Annotated in this window: 15 protein-coding genes; all 15 read right to left on the bottom strand. The window is 69.7% G+C overall.

The annotated features are described in order from the left end of the window. Nucleotides 1-17 precede the first annotated feature (17 nt). Nucleotides 18-1,187: an FAD-dependent monooxygenase gene (locus tag AC07OH_RS04055; protein ID WP_495299700.1), complete on the bottom strand. Its 1,170-nt coding sequence runs from the start codon at nt 1,185-1,187 to the stop codon at nt 18-20. Between the two features lie 32 nt (nt 1,188-1,219). Further along, a complete protein-coding gene (locus AC07OH_RS04050) occupies nt 1,220-2,206 on the bottom strand; it encodes a Bug family tripartite tricarboxylate transporter substrate binding protein (protein ID WP_307693878.1) in 987 nt (328 codons plus the stop codon). Nucleotides 2,207-2,220: 14 nt separating this feature from the next. After that, the gene (locus AC07OH_RS04045; protein ID WP_495299699.1) at nt 2,221-3,192 is read right to left on the bottom strand and encodes a VOC family protein; all 972 of its coding nucleotides are present in this window, start codon (nt 3,190-3,192) and stop codon (nt 2,221-2,223) included. A gap of 13 nt (nt 3,193-3,205) precedes the next feature. Further along, entirely contained in the window at nt 3,206-4,681 is a 1,476-nt protein-coding gene (locus tag AC07OH_RS04040; RefSeq protein WP_495299698.1) for an aldehyde dehydrogenase, read from the bottom strand. Nucleotides 4,682-4,689: 8 nt separating this feature from the next. Continuing rightward, nucleotides 4,690-5,490, bottom strand: coding sequence for an aspartate dehydrogenase (locus AC07OH_RS04035; protein WP_495299697.1), 801 nt, complete (start codon nt 5,488-5,490; stop codon nt 4,690-4,692). Between the two features lie 20 nt (nt 5,491-5,510). Next, nucleotides 5,511-7,208: a thiamine pyrophosphate-binding protein gene (locus tag AC07OH_RS04030; protein WP_062474586.1), complete on the bottom strand. Its 1,698-nt coding sequence runs from the start codon at nt 7,206-7,208 to the stop codon at nt 5,511-5,513. Continuing rightward, entirely contained in the window at nt 7,201-8,040 is an 840-nt protein-coding gene (locus AC07OH_RS04025; RefSeq protein ID WP_495299696.1) for an SDR family oxidoreductase, read from the bottom strand. Before AC07OH_RS04025 ends, AC07OH_RS04030 begins: the two co-directional genes overlap by 8 nt. 17 nt (nt 8,041-8,057) lie before the next feature. After that, the gene (locus AC07OH_RS04020) at nt 8,058-8,891 is read right to left on the bottom strand and encodes an IclR family transcriptional regulator (protein WP_070060330.1); all 834 of its coding nucleotides are present in this window, start codon (nt 8,889-8,891) and stop codon (nt 8,058-8,060) included. Nucleotides 8,892-8,927: 36 nt separating this feature from the next. After that, the gene (locus tag AC07OH_RS04015; RefSeq protein WP_495299695.1) at nt 8,928-9,797 is read right to left on the bottom strand and encodes an alpha/beta fold hydrolase; all 870 of its coding nucleotides are present in this window, start codon (nt 9,795-9,797) and stop codon (nt 8,928-8,930) included. Nucleotides 9,798-9,824: 27 nt separating this feature from the next. Next, the gene (locus AC07OH_RS04010; RefSeq protein WP_062474577.1) at nt 9,825-10,361 is read right to left on the bottom strand and encodes a cupin domain-containing protein; all 537 of its coding nucleotides are present in this window, start codon (nt 10,359-10,361) and stop codon (nt 9,825-9,827) included. Nucleotides 10,362-10,404: 43 nt separating this feature from the next. After that, the gene (locus AC07OH_RS04005) at nt 10,405-11,220 is read right to left on the bottom strand and encodes an SDR family oxidoreductase (RefSeq protein WP_370869887.1); all 816 of its coding nucleotides are present in this window, start codon (nt 11,218-11,220) and stop codon (nt 10,405-10,407) included. Nucleotides 11,221-11,240: 20 nt separating this feature from the next. After that, nucleotides 11,241-12,224, bottom strand: coding sequence for a Bug family tripartite tricarboxylate transporter substrate binding protein (locus tag AC07OH_RS04000; RefSeq protein ID WP_062474573.1), 984 nt, complete (start codon nt 12,222-12,224; stop codon nt 11,241-11,243). 191 nt (nt 12,225-12,415) lie between these two features. Next, nucleotides 12,416-13,675: a D-amino acid dehydrogenase gene (locus AC07OH_RS03995; protein WP_495299694.1), complete on the bottom strand. Its 1,260-nt coding sequence runs from the start codon at nt 13,673-13,675 to the stop codon at nt 12,416-12,418. 53 nt (nt 13,676-13,728) lie between these two features. Further along, nucleotides 13,729-14,745, bottom strand: coding sequence for a 2-dehydropantoate 2-reductase (locus AC07OH_RS03990; RefSeq protein WP_495299693.1), 1,017 nt, complete (start codon nt 14,743-14,745; stop codon nt 13,729-13,731). Nucleotides 14,746-14,778: 33 nt separating this feature from the next. Continuing rightward, the gene (alaS, locus tag AC07OH_RS03985) at nt 14,779-17,403 is read right to left on the bottom strand and encodes an alanine--tRNA ligase (protein ID WP_495299692.1); all 2,625 of its coding nucleotides are present in this window, start codon (nt 17,401-17,403) and stop codon (nt 14,779-14,781) included. Nucleotides 17,404-17,546: the final 143 nt, after the last annotated feature.

Here is a 17,546-nt window from a genome sequence, read left to right as displayed (position 1 = left end):
AAGCGAGGGGAAAAATTTCAGGCGGCGGCAGCGACAGCGCCCTGCGCCGGCACGCCCAGCGGCACGGCCCAGGCGTCGTAGGCGTACACCCAGTCGGCGTTGCCGCCTTCGCGCAGCCAGTTGTTGCCGCGCGAGCCAAGTTGCACCTGGCTGGCGCGCTCGATGCGGGCGGTCTGGTAGGCCTGCAGCGCGGCCGGGATGCCGGCCATGGCCACGCCGTCGAGGTGGCGCGACAGCACCACGGCGTCTTCGATGGCCATGCCGGCGCCCTGCGCCATGAAGGGCAGCATCGGGTGCGCGGCATCGCCCAGCAGTGCCATGCGGCCCTGCGCCCAGGCGGGCATGGGGTCGCGCTCGTACAGCGCGGTCTTGAGCACCGTGTCGCAGGCGTCGAGCAGCGCGCGCGCCTCGGGGTGGTAGGCCACGTACTGCTCGCGCAGCTCGTCGACGCTGCCCGGCGCGGTCCACGACTCGAGGTGCCAGGTGTCCTGCGGCGTGGTGGCGAAGATGAAGATGTCCTTGCCGCAGTTCAGCGGGAAGGTGACGATCTGGCTTTGCGGGTTCGGGCCCCACCACTTGGTGAAGGCGCCCAGGTTGGGCACGCCGGCCACGCGCTCGGCGGGCACCACGGCGCGGTAGGCGACGATGCCCGTGAAGCGCGGGCTCTCGGCGCCGAACATCGCGGTGCGCACGCCCGAGTGGATGCCGTCGGCACCGATCAGCGCACCCACGCGGGCGCTGGTGCCGTCGCTGAACGACAGGGTCACGCCCTTGTCGTCGGCCGCGATGGTCTCGGCGCGCTTGCCCAGCGCCACGCGCTCGGCCGGGAACATGTCGGCCAGCGCAGCCAGCAGGTCGGCGCGGTGGATGGTGAGCTGCGGCGCGCCGTAGCGCTGCTCGGCCGAGTCGGCCATTTCGAGGCGCGAGGTTTCCTCGCCGCTGTCGTAGGTGCGGCTGATGCGGTGCGACGGGCGGGCCGCGGTCACGCGGGCGGCATCGCCCACGCCCAGGCCGTCGAGTGCGCGCACGGCGTTGGGCGTGAGGTTGATGTCGGCGCCGACGCGGGCGAACTGTTTCGCCTGCTCGAACACGACCACGTCGTGCCCCGCGCGGCGCAGTGCGATGGCGGCGACCAGGCCGCCGATGCCGGCACCGACGATGCCGATGGTGGATTCGCTTGTCTGCATGGTCTCTGTCTCTCTTTGTTCTTGGGGGTGGCTCACTCGGCCACGATGTTGCGGGCCTTGATGATCCGGGCCCAGACGGCCGTCTCATCGCGGATGTGGGCAGCAAACTCGGCGGGCTTCATGGCCGCGTCGGTCATGCCCTGCGCCTTCAGGCGCTCGCGCACGTCGGGCTGGGCCAGCATCTCGGCCGCGTCTTTCGCCAGCTGCTCGACCACGGCGGGCGGCGTGCCCTTGGGGGCCAGCAGGCCATACCACGAGGTCACGGCCACGCCCTGGATGCCCTGCTCCGCCAGCGTGGGGATGTCGGGCGCGGCGGCGCTGCGCTTGGCTTCGGTCACGCCCAGCGCGACGAGCTTGCCGTTCTTGATGAAGGGCATGGTCGCGGGCAGGTTGCTGAACATCAGCGGCACCGAGCCGCCGAGCACGTCGTTGAGCGCGGGCGCCGTGCCCTTGTAGGGCACGTGCAGCAGGTCGATGCCGGCCTGCTGCTTGAACAGCTCGCCCGCCAGGTGCAGGCCGCTGCCCACGCCAGGCGAGGCATACGACAGCGTGTTGGGCTTGGCCTTGGCCATCGCCACCAGTTCCTTCGCGCTCTTGATGCCCGAGGCAGGCGACGCCACCAGCACGTTGGGCGCCTTGGCGAGCATGGTGACGGGCACGAAGTCCTTCTCGATGTTGAACGGGAAGTTCGGCATCAGCGTCGGGTTGATCGTGAGGTTGCCGGCCGGCACCACGAGCAGCGTGTGGCCGTCGCCCTTGGCGCGCTTGACCTTGTCGATGCCGATGTTGCCGGCCGCGCCCACCATGTTCTCGACCACGGCCGCCTGGCCGTAGCGCTTGGCCAGGCCGTCGGACAGGATGCGGGCCAGCGTGTCGACCGGGCCACCGGGCGGGAACGGCGAGACGATGGTGAAGCGGTCGCTCGACAGCTGCTTGTGCGCGTCGCTCTGTGCGTGCGCGGGCAAGGCGATGGCCAGCGCCGCGGCGGCCAGCAGGGAGAAGGAGAAACGTCGTTGCATGAGGGTCACCGGATTCATTTCTTCTCGGTCAGGAAAGCACCTTTCGGGCCTTCGGCGTTCTTCTGGCGGCGCGTGTGGCCATCGAGGCCGCCGTCGACCGCCCATTCGGCGAACACGGTCGGGCCGGGTTCGAACTCGCGCGGCTGCCAGTCGGCGGTGAGCTGGTCTTCGTCGGCGTAGTACTCGATGAGGCCGCCGGCCGGGTTCTTGAAGTACCAGAAGTACGCCGACGACACCGGGTGGCGGCCCGGGCCCAGCTGGGTGTCCCAGCCGCAGCGCGAGAAATGCAGGCCGCCGCCGAACACCTCATGGATGTCGCGCACGGTGAAGGCCACGTGGTTGAGCCCGCGCTTGCCCGACGGAATCTGCAGCAGGAACAGGTCGTGGTGGCCACCCTCGGGCGCGCATCGCATGAAGGCGCCGCGGTTCGGATAACCGTCGGACGACACGAAGCCGAAACGCTGCGCATAGAACGCGCTCGTGCCCTTCACGTCGCTCACGAAGAACACGACGTGGCCCACCTCGATCGGCGCGGCGCGTTCGTAGATCGGTGCGGGCTGGTTCACGCGCGGCTTGGCGTTCCAGGTGTTCATGGCACCGCAGTCGACCTCGACCGCGCGCTTGCGGCTGACCTGCAGGCGCACGGCCAGGCCGTTGGGGTCGGTGCAGCCGATGCGGCGCGCGCCGTCGACCGTGGTGTCGGTGAAGGCCGGGTCTTGCGCGATGGCGGCGGCGTAGCGGTCCAGGTCGGCGTCGCTTTCCACGCCCCACACCACTTCGCGCAGCGTCGGGCCCTCTTCCATCGCGGGCGGCAGGCCGGGCTTGTCCCACGCCGCAACGACCACCTTGCAGCCGTTGAGGCACTCGAAGACGAGTTCATCGGCGGCTTCGGACACGAGTGAAAGGCCCCAGTCCTGGAAGAACTGGCGGCAGGCGGGCAGGTCGTCCGCGCCGTAGGTGATCTGGTCGATGCCAAGTACGCTCATCGTGTGCTCCTGTTCAGTTCGCCCACGGGAGCGGTTGTTCATTGGTGCCCCAGTACATGCTCTTCTGTTCCATGTACTGGAAGATGCCTTCGCGGCCCTTCTCGCGGCCCAGGCCGCTGTCACGCCAGCCGCCGAACGGCGTCGAGACCGAGAACTGCTTGTAGGTGTTGACCCAGACCGTGCCGGCCTGCACTGCGCGGCCCAGCTTCCAGGCGCGCTTGAAGTCGCGGCTCCACACGCCGGCAGCCAGCGCGTAGACGCTGTCGTTGGCCTGCGCGATCAGCTCTTCCTCGTTGTCGAAGGGCATCGCGACCAGCACCGGGCCGAAGATCTCTTCCTGGCTGATGCGGGCGTTGTTGGTCAGGCCTTCGAGGATCGTCGGCTGGTAGAAGTAGCCCTTGTCGTAGTCGGCGCCGTGCGGGCGCACGCCGCCCGTGCGGATGCGCCCGCCTTCGGACACGCCCAGGTCCACGTAGCGCTCGATGCCCTCGCGGTGCTTGGCCGTGATGAGCGGCCCCATCTGCGTGCGCTCCGAGGCCGGGTCGCCCACGCGCAGCGCATTGGCACCTTCGGCCAGCCGCGTGAGGAACTCGTCGTAGATGCCGCGCGCGACAAACAAGCGCGAGCCCGCGATGCACGACTCGCCCGACGAACTGAAGATGCCGTACAGCACGCCGTTCACCGCATGGTCGAGGTCGGCGTCGTCGAGCACCATGGTGGGCGACTTGCCGCCGAGCTCGAGCGACACCGGCATCATCTTGTCGGCCGCGATGTGGGCAATGTGCTTGCCGGTGGTGGTGCCGCCGGTGAACGACACGCGCTTGACCAGCGGGTGCTTGGTGATCGCGTCGCCAATCACCGAGCCCTTGCCCGGCAGCACGCTCACGATGCCCTTGGGCACGCCGGCCAGCTCGCAGATGCGGGCCAGTTCCAGCGCCATGAGCGGCGTGACTTCGGCGGGCTTCACGACCACCGCGTTGCCGGCGGCCAGCGCGGGCGCCAGCTTTTGCGCTTCGCTGGCGATGGGCGAGTTCCACGGCGTGATGGCCGCGACCACGCCCATGGGCTCGTGCACGCTCATCGTGACGAAGGCGCCGCGCGAGGGGGTGATGGTTTCTTCCAGCGTCTCCAATGCGGCGGCGAAGAACTGGAAAGTGCCCGCGGCGCTGGCCACGAGGTTGCGCGTTTCGCTGATCGGCTTGCCGTTGTCCAGGCGCTGCTTCTGCGCCAGCGACTCGCCCTCTTCGCGGATCAGCTGCGCCACGCGGTGCAGCACAGCAGCGCGCTCGTGCGGCAGGCGCTGGGCCCAGCCGCTGGTGCGAAAGGCGTGGTCGGCGCGCGTGATGGCTTCTTCGACGTCGGCCAGGCTCGCGGCCCTCAGGCGCGCGATGGGCTCGCCGGTGGCCGGGTACAGGCTTTCGTAGACGTCGCCGCCGCCCAGGCGCCATTCGCCGGCGATGCAGATCGGAAGGAGTTCGGTGGAGATCATGGGGTGGCTCAGATGGCAAGGGCCGCGACGCGGTTGCGCAGCGCGCGCACGGCGCTGTACACGGTCAGGGCCGAGGTCTTGGGGTTGGCCGCGAGCGGCTTGTTGCGCATGGTCAGTGCGAAGCTGCCGAAGGCGCCTTCGGCTTCGACGGTGTGCACGTTCTCGGTGGTGGCCGGGTCGGCAATGAGGCGCACCAGCGTCTGGTCCAGGCCCAGGCCCGCGAGCGAGACGGTGGCCGCCACGTTGGCGTTCTTCGGATAGAGCAAGGCGGCTTCGCGCGCGCTGCCTTCGAAGATCACGGTTTCGTGGGCCAGCGTGTCCAGGTTGCGGCCCTGCTCGGCCGGCGTGCCCTTCCAGGCCTGCGGCGGCTTGCGGCCGGTGTAGCGCACGCTGTCCAGGCCGCCGATGCGGGCCGCGGCCAGCGCGTCGATGCCGCCGATGGCGCCGGGAATCAGCTGCACCTGCGTATGGCCGGCGACGGCGGCGGCCTCGAGCTTCTCGGCGAAGCCCGTGGCCGACAGCGCGCCCACCGAGGCCACCACGCAGGGCGTGCCACGTGCCAGCGCGGGCAGCACGTGTTCCTCGATGGCGGCATGGCCGGCGGTCTCGACCACGAGGTCGATGCCGTCGGCGGGCACGGCGCTGCCCACCTGCGCGTCGGGCGCGGCCTTCTGCGCGGCAGCAATGCCTTCGGCCGGCACGACGATGGCCACCACCTTCAGGGCGGGATCGCCGCGCAGCAGTTCGAGCACCGAGGTGCCGATGGCTCCGCAGCCGACGAGGGCAATGCGCGTGATGGCAGTGGTCATGCGTGGGGCTCCGCGTTCGCTCACTTGGCCGCGCCGAGCGCGGGAATCTGCGTGACCGTGTTGGTCGGCGGGCCGGCGAAGCTGGTCTTGAAACCGCCGATCGACAGCATGTCGATCTCCAGCAGGAACGGGCCGTCGGCGGCGAGCGCCTGGTCCAGCTGCGCCGGCAGGTCGGCCAGGTCTTTCACGCGAGCGTGCGGCAGCGCGATCGACTTGCACAGCAGGTCGTAGTCGGGCGTGTGCAGCTCGGCGTAGCACTGGCGGCCGCCGTACTGCGCGTCCTGGATGTTCTTGATCACGCCGTAGCTCTTGTCGTTCATGAGCACGATGACCATGGGCGCCTTCTCCTGCACCATGCAGGCCAGCTCGCCCAGGTTCAGGATGAAGCCGCCGTCGCCGGCCAGGCAGAAGGTCTTGCGGCCCGAGCCCGTCACTGCCGCACCGATGGCCGCGCCGATGGCCATGGGCATGCCCTGGCCGATGCCGCCGCCCGTGGCGTGCACGCCGGCGCTGGGTTCGAACACGCGCAGCTCGCGGTTGCCCCAGGTGCTGTTGGACACCGTGACGTCGCGCACCCAGTTGAACTTGCGGCCGGCCACCGACTGCAGCTGGCGCACGAGTTCGGCGTACGGGCCGAGGCCGTCGCGCAGCGTGGCCACGGCCTGGTCGTGCGCGGCGCGCAGGTCGACCAGCAGCTGCGGGTCGGCCTGGTACTTCGCGGCTTCGAGGCGGTCGGCCAGGCCGTCGAGGGCCAGCGCGGAATCGCCGCAGACAAAGGCTTCGGACGCATAGCAGCGGCCTTCGGCGGCGGCATCGGCGTCGATGCGGTACAGCGGGCGCGGCAGCTTCAGTTCGTACTTGAGCGTCTCGTTGCCGCGCAGGCGCGAACCGACCACGAGCATCGCGTCGCAGGTCTGATAGAAGGCCTCGACCGGCTTTTGGATGTTGTAGGCGCCGAGCGAGCCGGCATCGTCCTCGGGCACCGTGCCGCGGCCCTGCGTGGTCGTGACCACGCCGAAGCCCAGCTTCTGCAGGCGCTGGATCGCACTGCGCGCATGGCGAGCGCCACCGCCGACCCACAGCAGCGGACGCTTGGCCGTGGCCAGGCGCGCGGCCAGTGCATCGAGGCCGGCGGCCGAAGGCACGGGGCGCTCGATGGGCAGCGGCGACAGGTCGGCCGGCATGGTCGTGAGCGCCGACTGGATGTCGATCGGGATCTCCACGCTCACCGGGCCGGTCGGCGCCGTCATGGCGAGCTGCACCGCGCGCTTGAGCGTGCCCAGCACCGTCTCGACGCTGCGCACGCGCAGCGCGGCCTTCGACACGGCCTTGAGCATGGTGAGCTGGTCGGGCGCCTCGTGGATGTACGACATGCCCTTGTCCAGGTACGGCGTCTCTATCTGGCCCGTGATGTGCAGCAGCGGCGCACCGGCCGTCAGTGCCTCGACCATGCTGCCGGCGATGTTGCCCGCGGCCGGGCCGGTGCTGGTGATGCACACGCCCAGGCTGGCGGTGGAGCGCGCATAGGCGTCGGCCATGTTGCCCGCGCCGGCTTCGCCGCGCGCCGAGATGAAGCGCACCGTGCCGCGCTGCGCGAAGGCATCGAGGATCGGCATGTTGTGGATCGAGATCACGCCGAAGGCTGCCTTGACGCCGCACTGCTCGAGGAAGGCGGCGACGACGGCGCCGACCGTGACGGTGTTGTTGGGGTTATGCATGGCGGGAATGGCCTCCGGAGATGTCGATGTGGCTGCCGGTCGTGTACGACGCGAGCGGTGAAGCAAGGAAAAGGATCGCGCGCGCGGCTTCGGTCGGAAGCCCCAGGCGACCCAGCGGGATGTGTTTGGTGGTGGCGAGCTGGCGGCTCCAGGCGGACCAGTCTTGCGACTTGTCTTCGCGCGCCTCGAAGCGGCGGCGCCACTGGCCCGACTCGACCAGGCCGATCAGGATGCCGTTGACGCGCACGCCCTGCGGCGCGAACTCGGTGGCCATGGAGCGCACGAGGTTCAACAGGCCCGCGCGCGCGGCCGAAGTGGCGACCATGTGCGGCTCGGGCTGGCGCGCCAGCAGCGAGTTGGCGCAGACGATGGCGGCATCGCCCAGCACCGCGCGCTGCGCCGTGAGCTGCGGCAGGAAGGCGCGCGTGGGGTGGATGACCGAGAAGAACTTCAGGTTCAGCTCTTGCATCCAGGCCGCGTCGTCGGTGTCGGCGAAGGTGGAGACACGCCCCTGCCCTGCGTTGTTGACCAGCATCGAGGCCGGGCCGAGCGCGGCCTCGCTGGCGGCGGCGAAGGCGCGCACCGAGGCGGCGTCGAGCACGTCGCAGGTCTGCGCGAACAGCTTGGCGTCGGGGTACTGCGCGCGCAGGCCGGCCACGGCGGCATCGAGCCGTTCGGCGTTGCGCCCGCACAGCGCCACGGCGGCGCCGCAGCCCAGCAGCAGCTCGACGGTGGCCAGGCCGATGCCCGACGACCCGCCCGTGACCACGGCCACGCGGCCGGCCAGTGCGTCGGCGGCGAAGAAGGAGGAGGAAGGGGCGGAGGTCGTCATGATCGAAAAAAAGCGTGTCAGGCGCTGCGCAGCGGAACCACCTTGCTGGTGCGTGCGGGCGAGTAATTGAGCAGGCCCGAGATCTCGTCGGCGGTGCCGCGCACGCGCTGCACCATCTCGTCCATGCGGTTCTCGTCGATGTGGCCCGAGGTGATGGTGGCGCCCAGTGCCGCCACGATGTGGCCGCTGTGGTCGCGCACCGGCGCGGCGATGGTCGAGATGTTCGATTCGAAGAAGCCCTCGCCCAGCACATAGCCGCGCTGGCGGTCGGCCTGCACCATGTCGAACAGCTCGTTCACGGTCTTGGGCGTGCTCGGCGAGAAGGTCTCGAGCTTGTCTTCGGGGTACAGCGCGCGCAGCTGCGGCAGCGTGAGGTCTTCCAGCAGGATGCGGCCCAGCACCGTGGCGTGGGCCGGCAGGCGCGTGCCCACCGTGACCGAGCTGGCGAAGGGCGTGGCCGGCGCCACCTTGGCGACGTAGACGATCGAGCGGCCGTCGCGCACCACCAGGTTGCAAGGCGTGCGCAGTTCGTCGCACAGGCGGTTGAGCAGCGGCGTGCCCAGCTGCGTGAGCTCCAGCGAGGCCAGGTATTCGAAGCCCAGGCGCAGCACGGCCAGGCCCAGGCGGTAGTCGCGCCCGCCCTCGGCGCGCTCGAGGAAGCCCATGTTCTCCAGCGTGGTGAGCAGGCGGAAGACGGTCGAGCGCGGCAGGTCGAAGCGGCGCGCCAGCTCGGGCGCCGAGAGCGTGCGGCTCTCGCGGCTGAACTCGCACAGCACGCGCAGGCCGCGCTCCAGCGCGGGCACGTTGTAGCGGTCCGCGCCCTCTTCCATCACTTCGTTGTCGGTGGCCATCTTGGAATTCCTCTCGGTTGTCTTGTTCGTGTCGGGTCAGCCGGCGAGCGATTCGCGCAGCAAGGCGGCGACGGCCTGCGGTTGTTCCACATAGCCGGCGTGACCCGCATCGTCCACCAATTCGAGGGGCACGCCGCAGCGGCGCGCGACTTCTTCGCAGGCGGCGGGCGGCGTGACGACGTCGAGCGCGCCGCAGGCCACGCGCACGGGCATCGGCGGCGGCAGGTCGGCCAGCAGGTCGGCGTTGCACAGCAGCTCGACGGCCTGGCGGTAGCCGTGGTCGTTCAGGCGCGCCATGTTCCAGCGCACCCACTGGCGGGCGTGCTCGGAGGCGCCGTCGGACACGAGCCGGCCCGCGCGCTTGGCGGCCATGCCGGCAATGCCGAGGTCGTCGAGCGTGGCCAGGCGTTCGGCGCGCACCTTGGCGCGGGCGTCGATGCGCGCGGCAGCGCCGTAGCCGATGGCAGGGCTCACGAGCACGAGGCGGCGGATGCGGGCACTGGCGCTCGCATCGCTGCGGGCGGCCGACGCGGCCACGATGGCGCCCAGCGAATGGCCGACGAGCACGCAGGAACGGATCGACAGCGCATCGAGCATTGCTTCAAGGCGTGCGGCGTAGTCGACGGCGGTCGGCGCGGCCGAGGCCAGCGGCGTCGAGCGGCCATAGCCCGGTGCGTCCCACGCGATGAGGCAGGCCTGCGGCGCCAGCAGCGCCGCGGTGTCGAGCCACGAGGCCGCGCCCGAGCCGATGCCGTGCAGGCACACGATCACCGGGCCCTGCCCGCATTCGCGCACCGACACCACCGCGCCGCCGCCGACCGCGACGTCGCGGGCCGGAAAGCGCGCGTCGAGCCGCGCCAGCTCGGAAGCCGGCAGGGTCTGCGCGGAGATGTCGACGGTGCTCATGGCCTGTTCGCTCGCTTGCTCGCTCGTTCAGCGCTTGATCTTGGCCAGCGGGTGGTCGGCGGGGTACGTCGGCGTGACGGGCTTCTTGGCGCCGAGCATCACGCACATCAGCGCGTCTTCGTCGCCGATGTTGATCTCTTCGCGGTACACGCCGGGCGGCACCGAGATCAGGTCGCGGTCGGTCATGATGGTCTCGAAGCGCTCGCCGTCCTTCTCGATCACGACCTTGAGCTTGCCGCGGATGAGGAAGAACACTTCTTCCACGTCGGTGTGGATGTGCGGCGGGCCTTCGTGGCCGGCCGGGATCACCATGGTCGAGAAGGTGAAGTGCTCCGAGGGCACGGTGTTGGTGTCGGCCGCGACACCGGTGCCGCCGGTGCCCACGTAGCGCATCTGCGCGCGGCGGAACTTGGGGTCGAAGTCGGCCTGGAACTTCAGCGCGTCCCAATCGTACTTGCGGGTTTCGTAGCGGGCGATGCGGGTGTTCATCCACTCGGCCAGGCTGCTGCCCTCGGGCTGCGCCAGGGTGTTGTTGATCTTCTGCTGTTCGGACAAATCGCTCATGGGTGTACTCCTTGGTCGGGAAATTCGGTCGGTGGTGACAGGTTCAGTGCATCGCGAAGCCGCCGTTGACGGCAAGCAGCTGGCCGGTGACGAAGCGCGCCAGGCCGGACAGCAGGAACACGGTCGCGCCGCAGACGTCGGCCGCCTGCTGCTCGCGCGGGATGGCGCGGCCTTCGAGGTATTTCTGGTGGCGCGCCATCGGCACGTACTCGGTGGCCTCGACCAGCGTGAGGCCGGGCGCCACGGCATTGACCGTGATGTTGTCGCCGCCCCATTCGCGCGCCAGCGAGCGCGTCATGGAAATGACAGCGCCCTTGCTCGAGGCATAGGCCAGCAGGTTGGGCGCGCCCCACAGCGCCGTGTCCGACGCCAGGTTGACGATGGCGCCACGGCCGCTGGCCGCCAGCGCGGGGCGGCAGGCGCGCCCCATGAGCCAGCTGCCGCGCACGTTGACGTTCATCACGCGGTCCCACATGTCGATCTCGAGCTGGTGCGCGTCGCGCCCGCCCGAGTTGGTGATGGCGGCGTTGTTGACGAGGCCATCGAGGCCGCCCAGCAGGCGCACCGCCTCGGCGGCGCCCGCCTCGATGGAGGCCGGGTCCGACAGGTCGATGGCCAGCGCGTGCGCCGTGCGGCCGGCATCGCGCAGCGCCTTCGCCTCGGTCTCGGCCAGCTCGCCGAGGATGTCGGCCAGCACCACGCTCGCACCCGCCGCGGCCACGCACTGCGCGAACGCCAGGCCCAGGCCGCGCGCACCGCCGGTCACGAGCACGCGGCGGCCGGCCAGCAGGTTGGCGGGCATCTCGGCCAGCAGGGCCTGCAGGCTGGAGGGATCGGCGATGGCTTTGAGGTCGGTCATGGCGGGCGTCTCCGTGAGGTTCAGTCGGCCTGGATGCCGAGTTCCTTGATGACCTTGCCGAAGCGCGCGAAGTCGGCGGCGTTGGTCTTGGCCAGCACGTCGGCGTCGCCGCCCACGGGCGTGGTGCCCAGCACGGCCATGCGCGCGACGATGTCGGGCATCTTCAGGATCTCGTTGAAGTGGCCGTTGAGCGTCTTCACGATCTCGGGCGGCAGGTTGCGCGGGCCCCACAGGCCGTTCCAGGCGGTGAGCTCGACGTCCTTGTAGCCCAGCTCGGCGAAGGTCGGCACCTTGGGTGCGAGCGGCGAGCGCTCGCGCGAGGCCACGGCCAGCGGGACCATCTTGCCGTTGGGCATGTACGGCGCCACCGGGCCGAGCGTGATGAAGGTCACCGGCACGTGGCCGCCGAGCACGTCGTTGACGGCGGGCGCCACGCCCTTGTACGGCACGTGCGCCAGGCTGGTGCCCGAGGCGCGGGCGAACATCTCGCCCAGGATGTGCATCGGCGAGCCGCTGCCCGGGCTGGCGTAGCTCAGCGACTTGCCGCCCTTGGCCGCGGCCACCGCGTCCTTCAGGCCGGTGTAGCCCTTGGCGCCGCTGGCCACGAGGAACAGCGGCAGGTTGCCGGTCTGCACGATCGGCGTGAAGCCGTTGAGCACGTCGTAGCCCGAGGTGCTGCCGGTCTTGAGCACCAGCTGCGCGATCGAGAAGGTGCTGGGCGCGAGCAGCAGCGTGTAGCCGTCGGGCGCGGCCTTCGACACGAAGGCGCTGCCGATGATGCCGCTGGCGCCGGGGCGGTTGTCGACCACCACGGGCTGGCCGACGCGGGCCGAGAGCTTCTCGGCGTACAGGCGCGCCAGGGCGTCGGTGTCGCCACCCGCCGGATAGGCAACGACCAGCGTGATCGGCTTGCTGGGGTAGGTGTCAGCCCAGGCGAGTCCGGAAGCGCAAGCGGCGGCCAGGGAGACGGCAGCGGCGATGGCGAGGCGGCGAGTGTGTGTCATCGGGGGTCCGTGGAATCGGTGATTTGTTTCACTAACGAAACAACGATTTATTAATGGAACACCGCGAGAATACCGACGAAGACAACTTCATGACTAGGTAAAAACCCTAGTTGAAGTGACACCGGGGTGCGCGGCCCACGAAAAAGGGCGGCCGTTTCGGGCCGCCCTTCGAGGGAAAAAGCGTGGAGCGGCTACCCGCCGTAGCGCGCGACGGTCAGGCCTTCCATGTCGATCTCGGGCGCCCTGCCCGCGACCAGGTCGGCCATCACGCGGCCGGTGCCGGCCGCCATGGTCCAGCCGAGCGTGCCGTGGCCCGTGCTCAGCAGCAGGTTGGGCACGCGGGTGGCACCGATCACCGGCGTGCCGTCGGGCGTCATGGGGCGCAGGCCGGTCCAGAAGGACGCGTCGCGCACCGGGCCGCCGCGCGGGAACAGGTCGGTCACGACGTGCTCGAGCGTGTCGCGTCGCCGCGCGTCGAGCGCCAGGTCGAAGCCCGAAAGCTGCGCCGTGCCGCCCACGCGGATGCGATCGCCCAGGCGCGTGACGGCGACCTTGAAGGTCTCGTCCATCACGGTGGACTCCGGCGCGCCGCTCGCGTCGGTGATGGGCACCGTGATCGAGAAGCCCTTGACCGGGTACACCGGCAGATCGATGCCCAGCGGCCGCACCAGCGCGGGCGAGTAGCTGCCGAGTGCGATCACGTAGCGGTCGGCGGTGAAGCGGCCCTGGTCGGTGCGCACCCCGGTCACGCCCTTCCCCGCTTCGTGTTCGAGGGCCTGGATGGTCACGCCGAATCTGAATTGCACGCCCTCGGCTTCGGCCAGCTTGGCCAGCGCCTGCGTGAACTTGAAGCAGTCGCCGGTCTCGTCGCCCGGCAGGCGCAGGCCGCCGACGAACTTGTCCTTCACGGCGCCGAGCGCGGGCTCATGCAGCACACAGCCGTCGCGGTCGAGCACCTGGTAGGGCACGCCGGACGCCTTCAGCACTTCCACGTCTTTCGCGGTGCCGTCGAGCTGTGCCTGCGTGCGAAAGAGCTGCAGCGTGCCCTGCATGCGCTCGTCGTAGCGGATGCCGGTGTCGGCGCGCAGCGTCTTCAGGCAGTCGCGGCTGTATTCGGCCAGCCGCACCATGCGGCCCTTGTTGAGTTCGTAACGCGCCTGCGTGCAGTTGCGCAGCATCGACAGGCCCCAGCGCCACATGGCCGGATCGAGCATCGGCTTGATGACCAGCGGACTGTGCTGCATGAGCATCCACTTGATCGCCTTGACCGGCACGCCGGGCCCGGCCCAGGGCGCCGAGTAGCCGGGCGAGACTTCGCCCGCGTTGCCGAAGCTGGTTTCGAGCGCGGGCGCCGGCTGGCGCTCCAGCACCGTCACCGCGTGCCCGGCGCGCGCCAGGTAGTACGCCACCGAGGTGCCGATGACACCGCTGCCGAGAATCAGGACCTGCATGACAACCCCTCCCTCTTGAAAGCCGCCATGGGCCGAGGGTACAGGGTCGGCGACTAGAGGCCCAGTGCGTCCTGCAATTGGCGTGCCGTCCAGCGCTTCTGGTTTTGCGGCCAGGCCTCGAGCAGCGCGACCATGCGCGCGTTGCGCGGCGCGCTCAGGCCATGCTCCTGCGCGAGCCGCACCACCTCGCCGCTCAGCGCGTCGATCTCGGTGCGACGCCCCAATGCGAGGTCATCGGCCATGCTGGAGCGCGCCTTGGCGTCGATGCGCAGCATGCGCGCCGCGACGATGCGAAACAGCCAGTCGGGCAGCCGCAGCAAACCCGGCAGCCGCCGCGCCGGCACGGCCGCCACCTGCGCGGGCACGATGCCGCCGGTGCGCAGCACGTCCAGCGTTTCGTCGATGAGCGCCGCGAAGCAGCGGCGGTAGCCGCGCTGCATGAGCTCGTCGCGCAGCGGCAGGCCCGACAGCGCGTTGACCGGGTTGTTGAGGTTGAGCAGCAGCTTGCCCCACTGCACCGGCAGCAGGTCGGCATGCAGGTCGAGCGGCACGCCGGCGCGCTCGAACACGGGCAGCCAGTCGCGCAGCGCAGGGTCGTCTTCCGCGGCCAGACGGCCGGGGGTGCCGCGATGGAAGGCGCCGTCGTCGATCTCCGCCACGTTGTACGGCACCATGCCGGCGCGGATGTTCAGCGAGGGGCCGGCCTGCCCCGCGGCGGCGCAGTTCGAGATGCCGTTCTGCAGCGAAACCACCGTGGTGCCGGCCGGCAGCGCAAACGCCAGCTCGCGCGCCGCCTCGGCCGTGGCGCCGCTCTTCACGCACAGCAGCACCAGCGCGGGCCGCGCGCCCACCGGCACCTGCTCGCACAGGCGCAGCGTGGGCGCCGCCAGCTTGTGTCGGGCGCCGTCGAGGTCGGTGAGCGTGAGGCCGTGGCGCGCGAGCTTGTCGAGCACGCGCGGACGGCCGACGAAGGTGACGGGCACGCCCGCCGCCGCCAGGCTGCCGCCGATGAAACAGCCGATGGTGCCCGCCCCCATCACGAGCACTTCACCGGGGATCGCGTCGGACATGAAGTGCTGTGTGGAAAGTGAGCGGAAAGGACCTCAGGTCCGTTGGGCGACCCAGGCCTGCACCGATTGCAGCGCGGCCGGCAGGCCCGCGGCGTCGGTGCCGCCGGCCATGGCCATGTCGGGCTTGCCGCCGCCCTTGCCACCGACCTGCTGGGCCACGAAGTTGACCAGCTCGCCGGCCTTGACCTTGCCGATGCTGTCGGCCGTGACGCCAGCGGCGATCTGCACCTTGTCGCCGTCGACGGCGGCCAGCACGATGGCGGCGGTCTTCAGCTTGTCCTTGAGCTTGTCCATGGTGTCGCGCAGCGTCTTGGCGTCGGCACCGTCGAGCTTGGCCGCGAGCACCTTGATGCCGTTGACGTCCACCGCCTGCGCGATGAGCTCGTCACCCTTGGACGACGCGAGCTTGCCCTTGAGCGCACCCACTTCGCGTTCGAGCGTCTTGACCTGCTCGAGCACCTGCGAGAGGCGGCCCTGCAGCTCGGCGGCCGGCGACTTGAGCGTCGCGGCCACGCTGTGCACGGTCGATTCGAGGTCCTGCAGGTACGACAGCGCGTTGGCGCCCGTGACGGCTTCGATGCGGCGCACGCCGGCGGCCACGCCGCCTTCGCTGACGATCTTGAACAGGCCGATGTCGCCCGTGCGGCCCACGTGGGTGCCACCGCACAGTTCGCGGCTGGTGCCGATGTCGAGCACGCGCACGGTCTCGCCGTACTTCTCGCCGAACAGCATCATGGCGCCGGTCTTCTGGGCCGACTCGAGATCCATCACACGGGCCTGCGTGGGCGCGTTGTCCAGGATCTCGGCGTTGACGCGCTTCTCGATCTCGAGGATCTGCTCGCGCGTGACGGGGGCGTTGTGCGCGAAGTCGAAGCGCGTCTTGTCGGCGTCGACCAGCGAGCCCTTCTGCTGCACGTGGTCGCCCAGCACTTCGCGCAAGGCCTTGTGCATCAGGTGGGTGACCGAGTGGTTGCGCATGGTGGCGGCGCGGCGCGCGGTGTCGACCGCGGCCTTGACCGCGTCGCCGACCTTCAGCGTGCCTTGCGTTTGCGTGCCGTGGTGGCCGAACACGTCGGCCTTGATCTTCTGCGTGTCGTCGACGCCGAACTGCACGCCTTCGGCCACGAGCACGCCCTGGTCGCCGACCTGGCCGCCGCTTTCCGAATAGAAGGGCGTGGTGTCGAGCACCACGATGCCGCTCTGGCCTTCCTTCAGCGCGTCGACGGCCACGCCGTCGAGGTACAGCGCGACGACCTTGGCGCTTTCTTCCAGGTGGTCGTAGCCGGTGAAGGTGTTGCCCGCGCCGGCGTACTCGACGTTGCGGTCCATCTTGAACTTGCCGGCGGCACGACCCGCGGCCTTCTGCTTTTCCATCGCGGCGTGAAAGCCCGCTTCGTCGACGCTCAGGCCGCGCTCGCGGCACACGTCGGCCGACAGGTCGAGCGGAAAGCCGTAGGTGTCGTGCAGCTTGAAGGCCACGTCGCCCGGCAGCACCTTGGCGTCGCCGGCCAGCGCCGCGTCGAGGATTTCCATGCCGTTGGCCAGCGTTTCGAAGAAGCGTTCTTCTTCGGCCTTCAGCGTGTCGATGATGCGTTTCTCATCGGCCACCAGCTTGGGGTACGCGTCGCCCATGAGCTTCACGAGGTCGGGCACCAGCTTGTGGAAGAAGGGCTTCTTCTGGCCCAGCTTGTAGCCGTGGCGGATGGCGCGGCGCACGATGCGGCGCTGTACGTAGCCGCGGCCTTCGTTCGACGGAATGACGCCGTCGGCCACCAGGAAGGAGGTGGCGCGGATGTGGTCGGCGATCACGCGCAGCGAGTTGTTCGACAGGTCCTGCGTGCCGGTCTCGCGGCCGGCGGCCTTGATGAGCGCGTCGAAGATGTCGATCTCGTAGTTGCTGTGCACGTGCTGCAGGATCGCCGCCAGGCGCTCCAGGCCCATGCCGGTGTCGACGCAGGGCGCGGGCAGTTTCTTGACCGAGCCGTCGGGCTGCATGTCGAACTGCATGAACACGTTGTTCCAGATCTCGATGTAGCGGTCGCCGTCTTCATCGGGCGAGCCAGGCGGGCCGCCGGGGATCTCGGGGCCGTGGTCGTAGAAGATTTCGGAGCACGGGCCGCAGGGGCCCGTGTCGGCCATCATCCAGAAGTTGTCGGACATGTAGCGCCCGCCCTTGTTGTCGCCGATGCGCACGACGCGCTCGGGCGGCAGGCCGATTTCCTTGGTCCAGATGTCGTAGGCCTCGTCGTCCTCGATGTAGACGGTGGCCCAGAGCTTCTCGGCCGGCAGCTTGTAGACCTGGGTCAGCAGCTCGAAGGCCCACTTCAGCGAGTCGCGCTTGAAGTAGTCGCCGAAACTCCAGTTGCCCAGCATCTCGAAAAAGGTGTGGTGGCGCGCGGTGTAGCCCACGTTCTCGAGGTCGTTGTGCTTGCCGCCGGCACGCAGGCAGGCCTGCACCGAGGCGGCGCGCACGTAGGGGCGCTTGTCTTCGCCCAGGAACACGTCCTTGAACTGGACCATGCCCGAGTTCGTGAACATGAGCGTCGGGTCGTTGCCCGGCACCAGCGAGCTCGAAGGCACCACCGTGTGGCCCTTGGAGGCGAAGAAATCGAGAAAGGTCTTGCGGATGTCCGCGACCGTGAATGTGGGCTGGCTCATCTTTGGATTTCGTCTGCGGTCGGGGCGGCCTGGCGATGGCGACCCTGCGTCGAAACCACTGCGTTGAACCGGCCTAACTGCTTGATTTGCTTGAACAATCGATTATAGGTTTGCGCATGGTGCCCGGGCCCGCCACGGGCCAT

Source organism: Variovorax sp. GW821-FHT10C12, from assembly GCF_059415405.1.
This window is presented reverse-complemented; position numbering and strand designations above follow the sequence as displayed.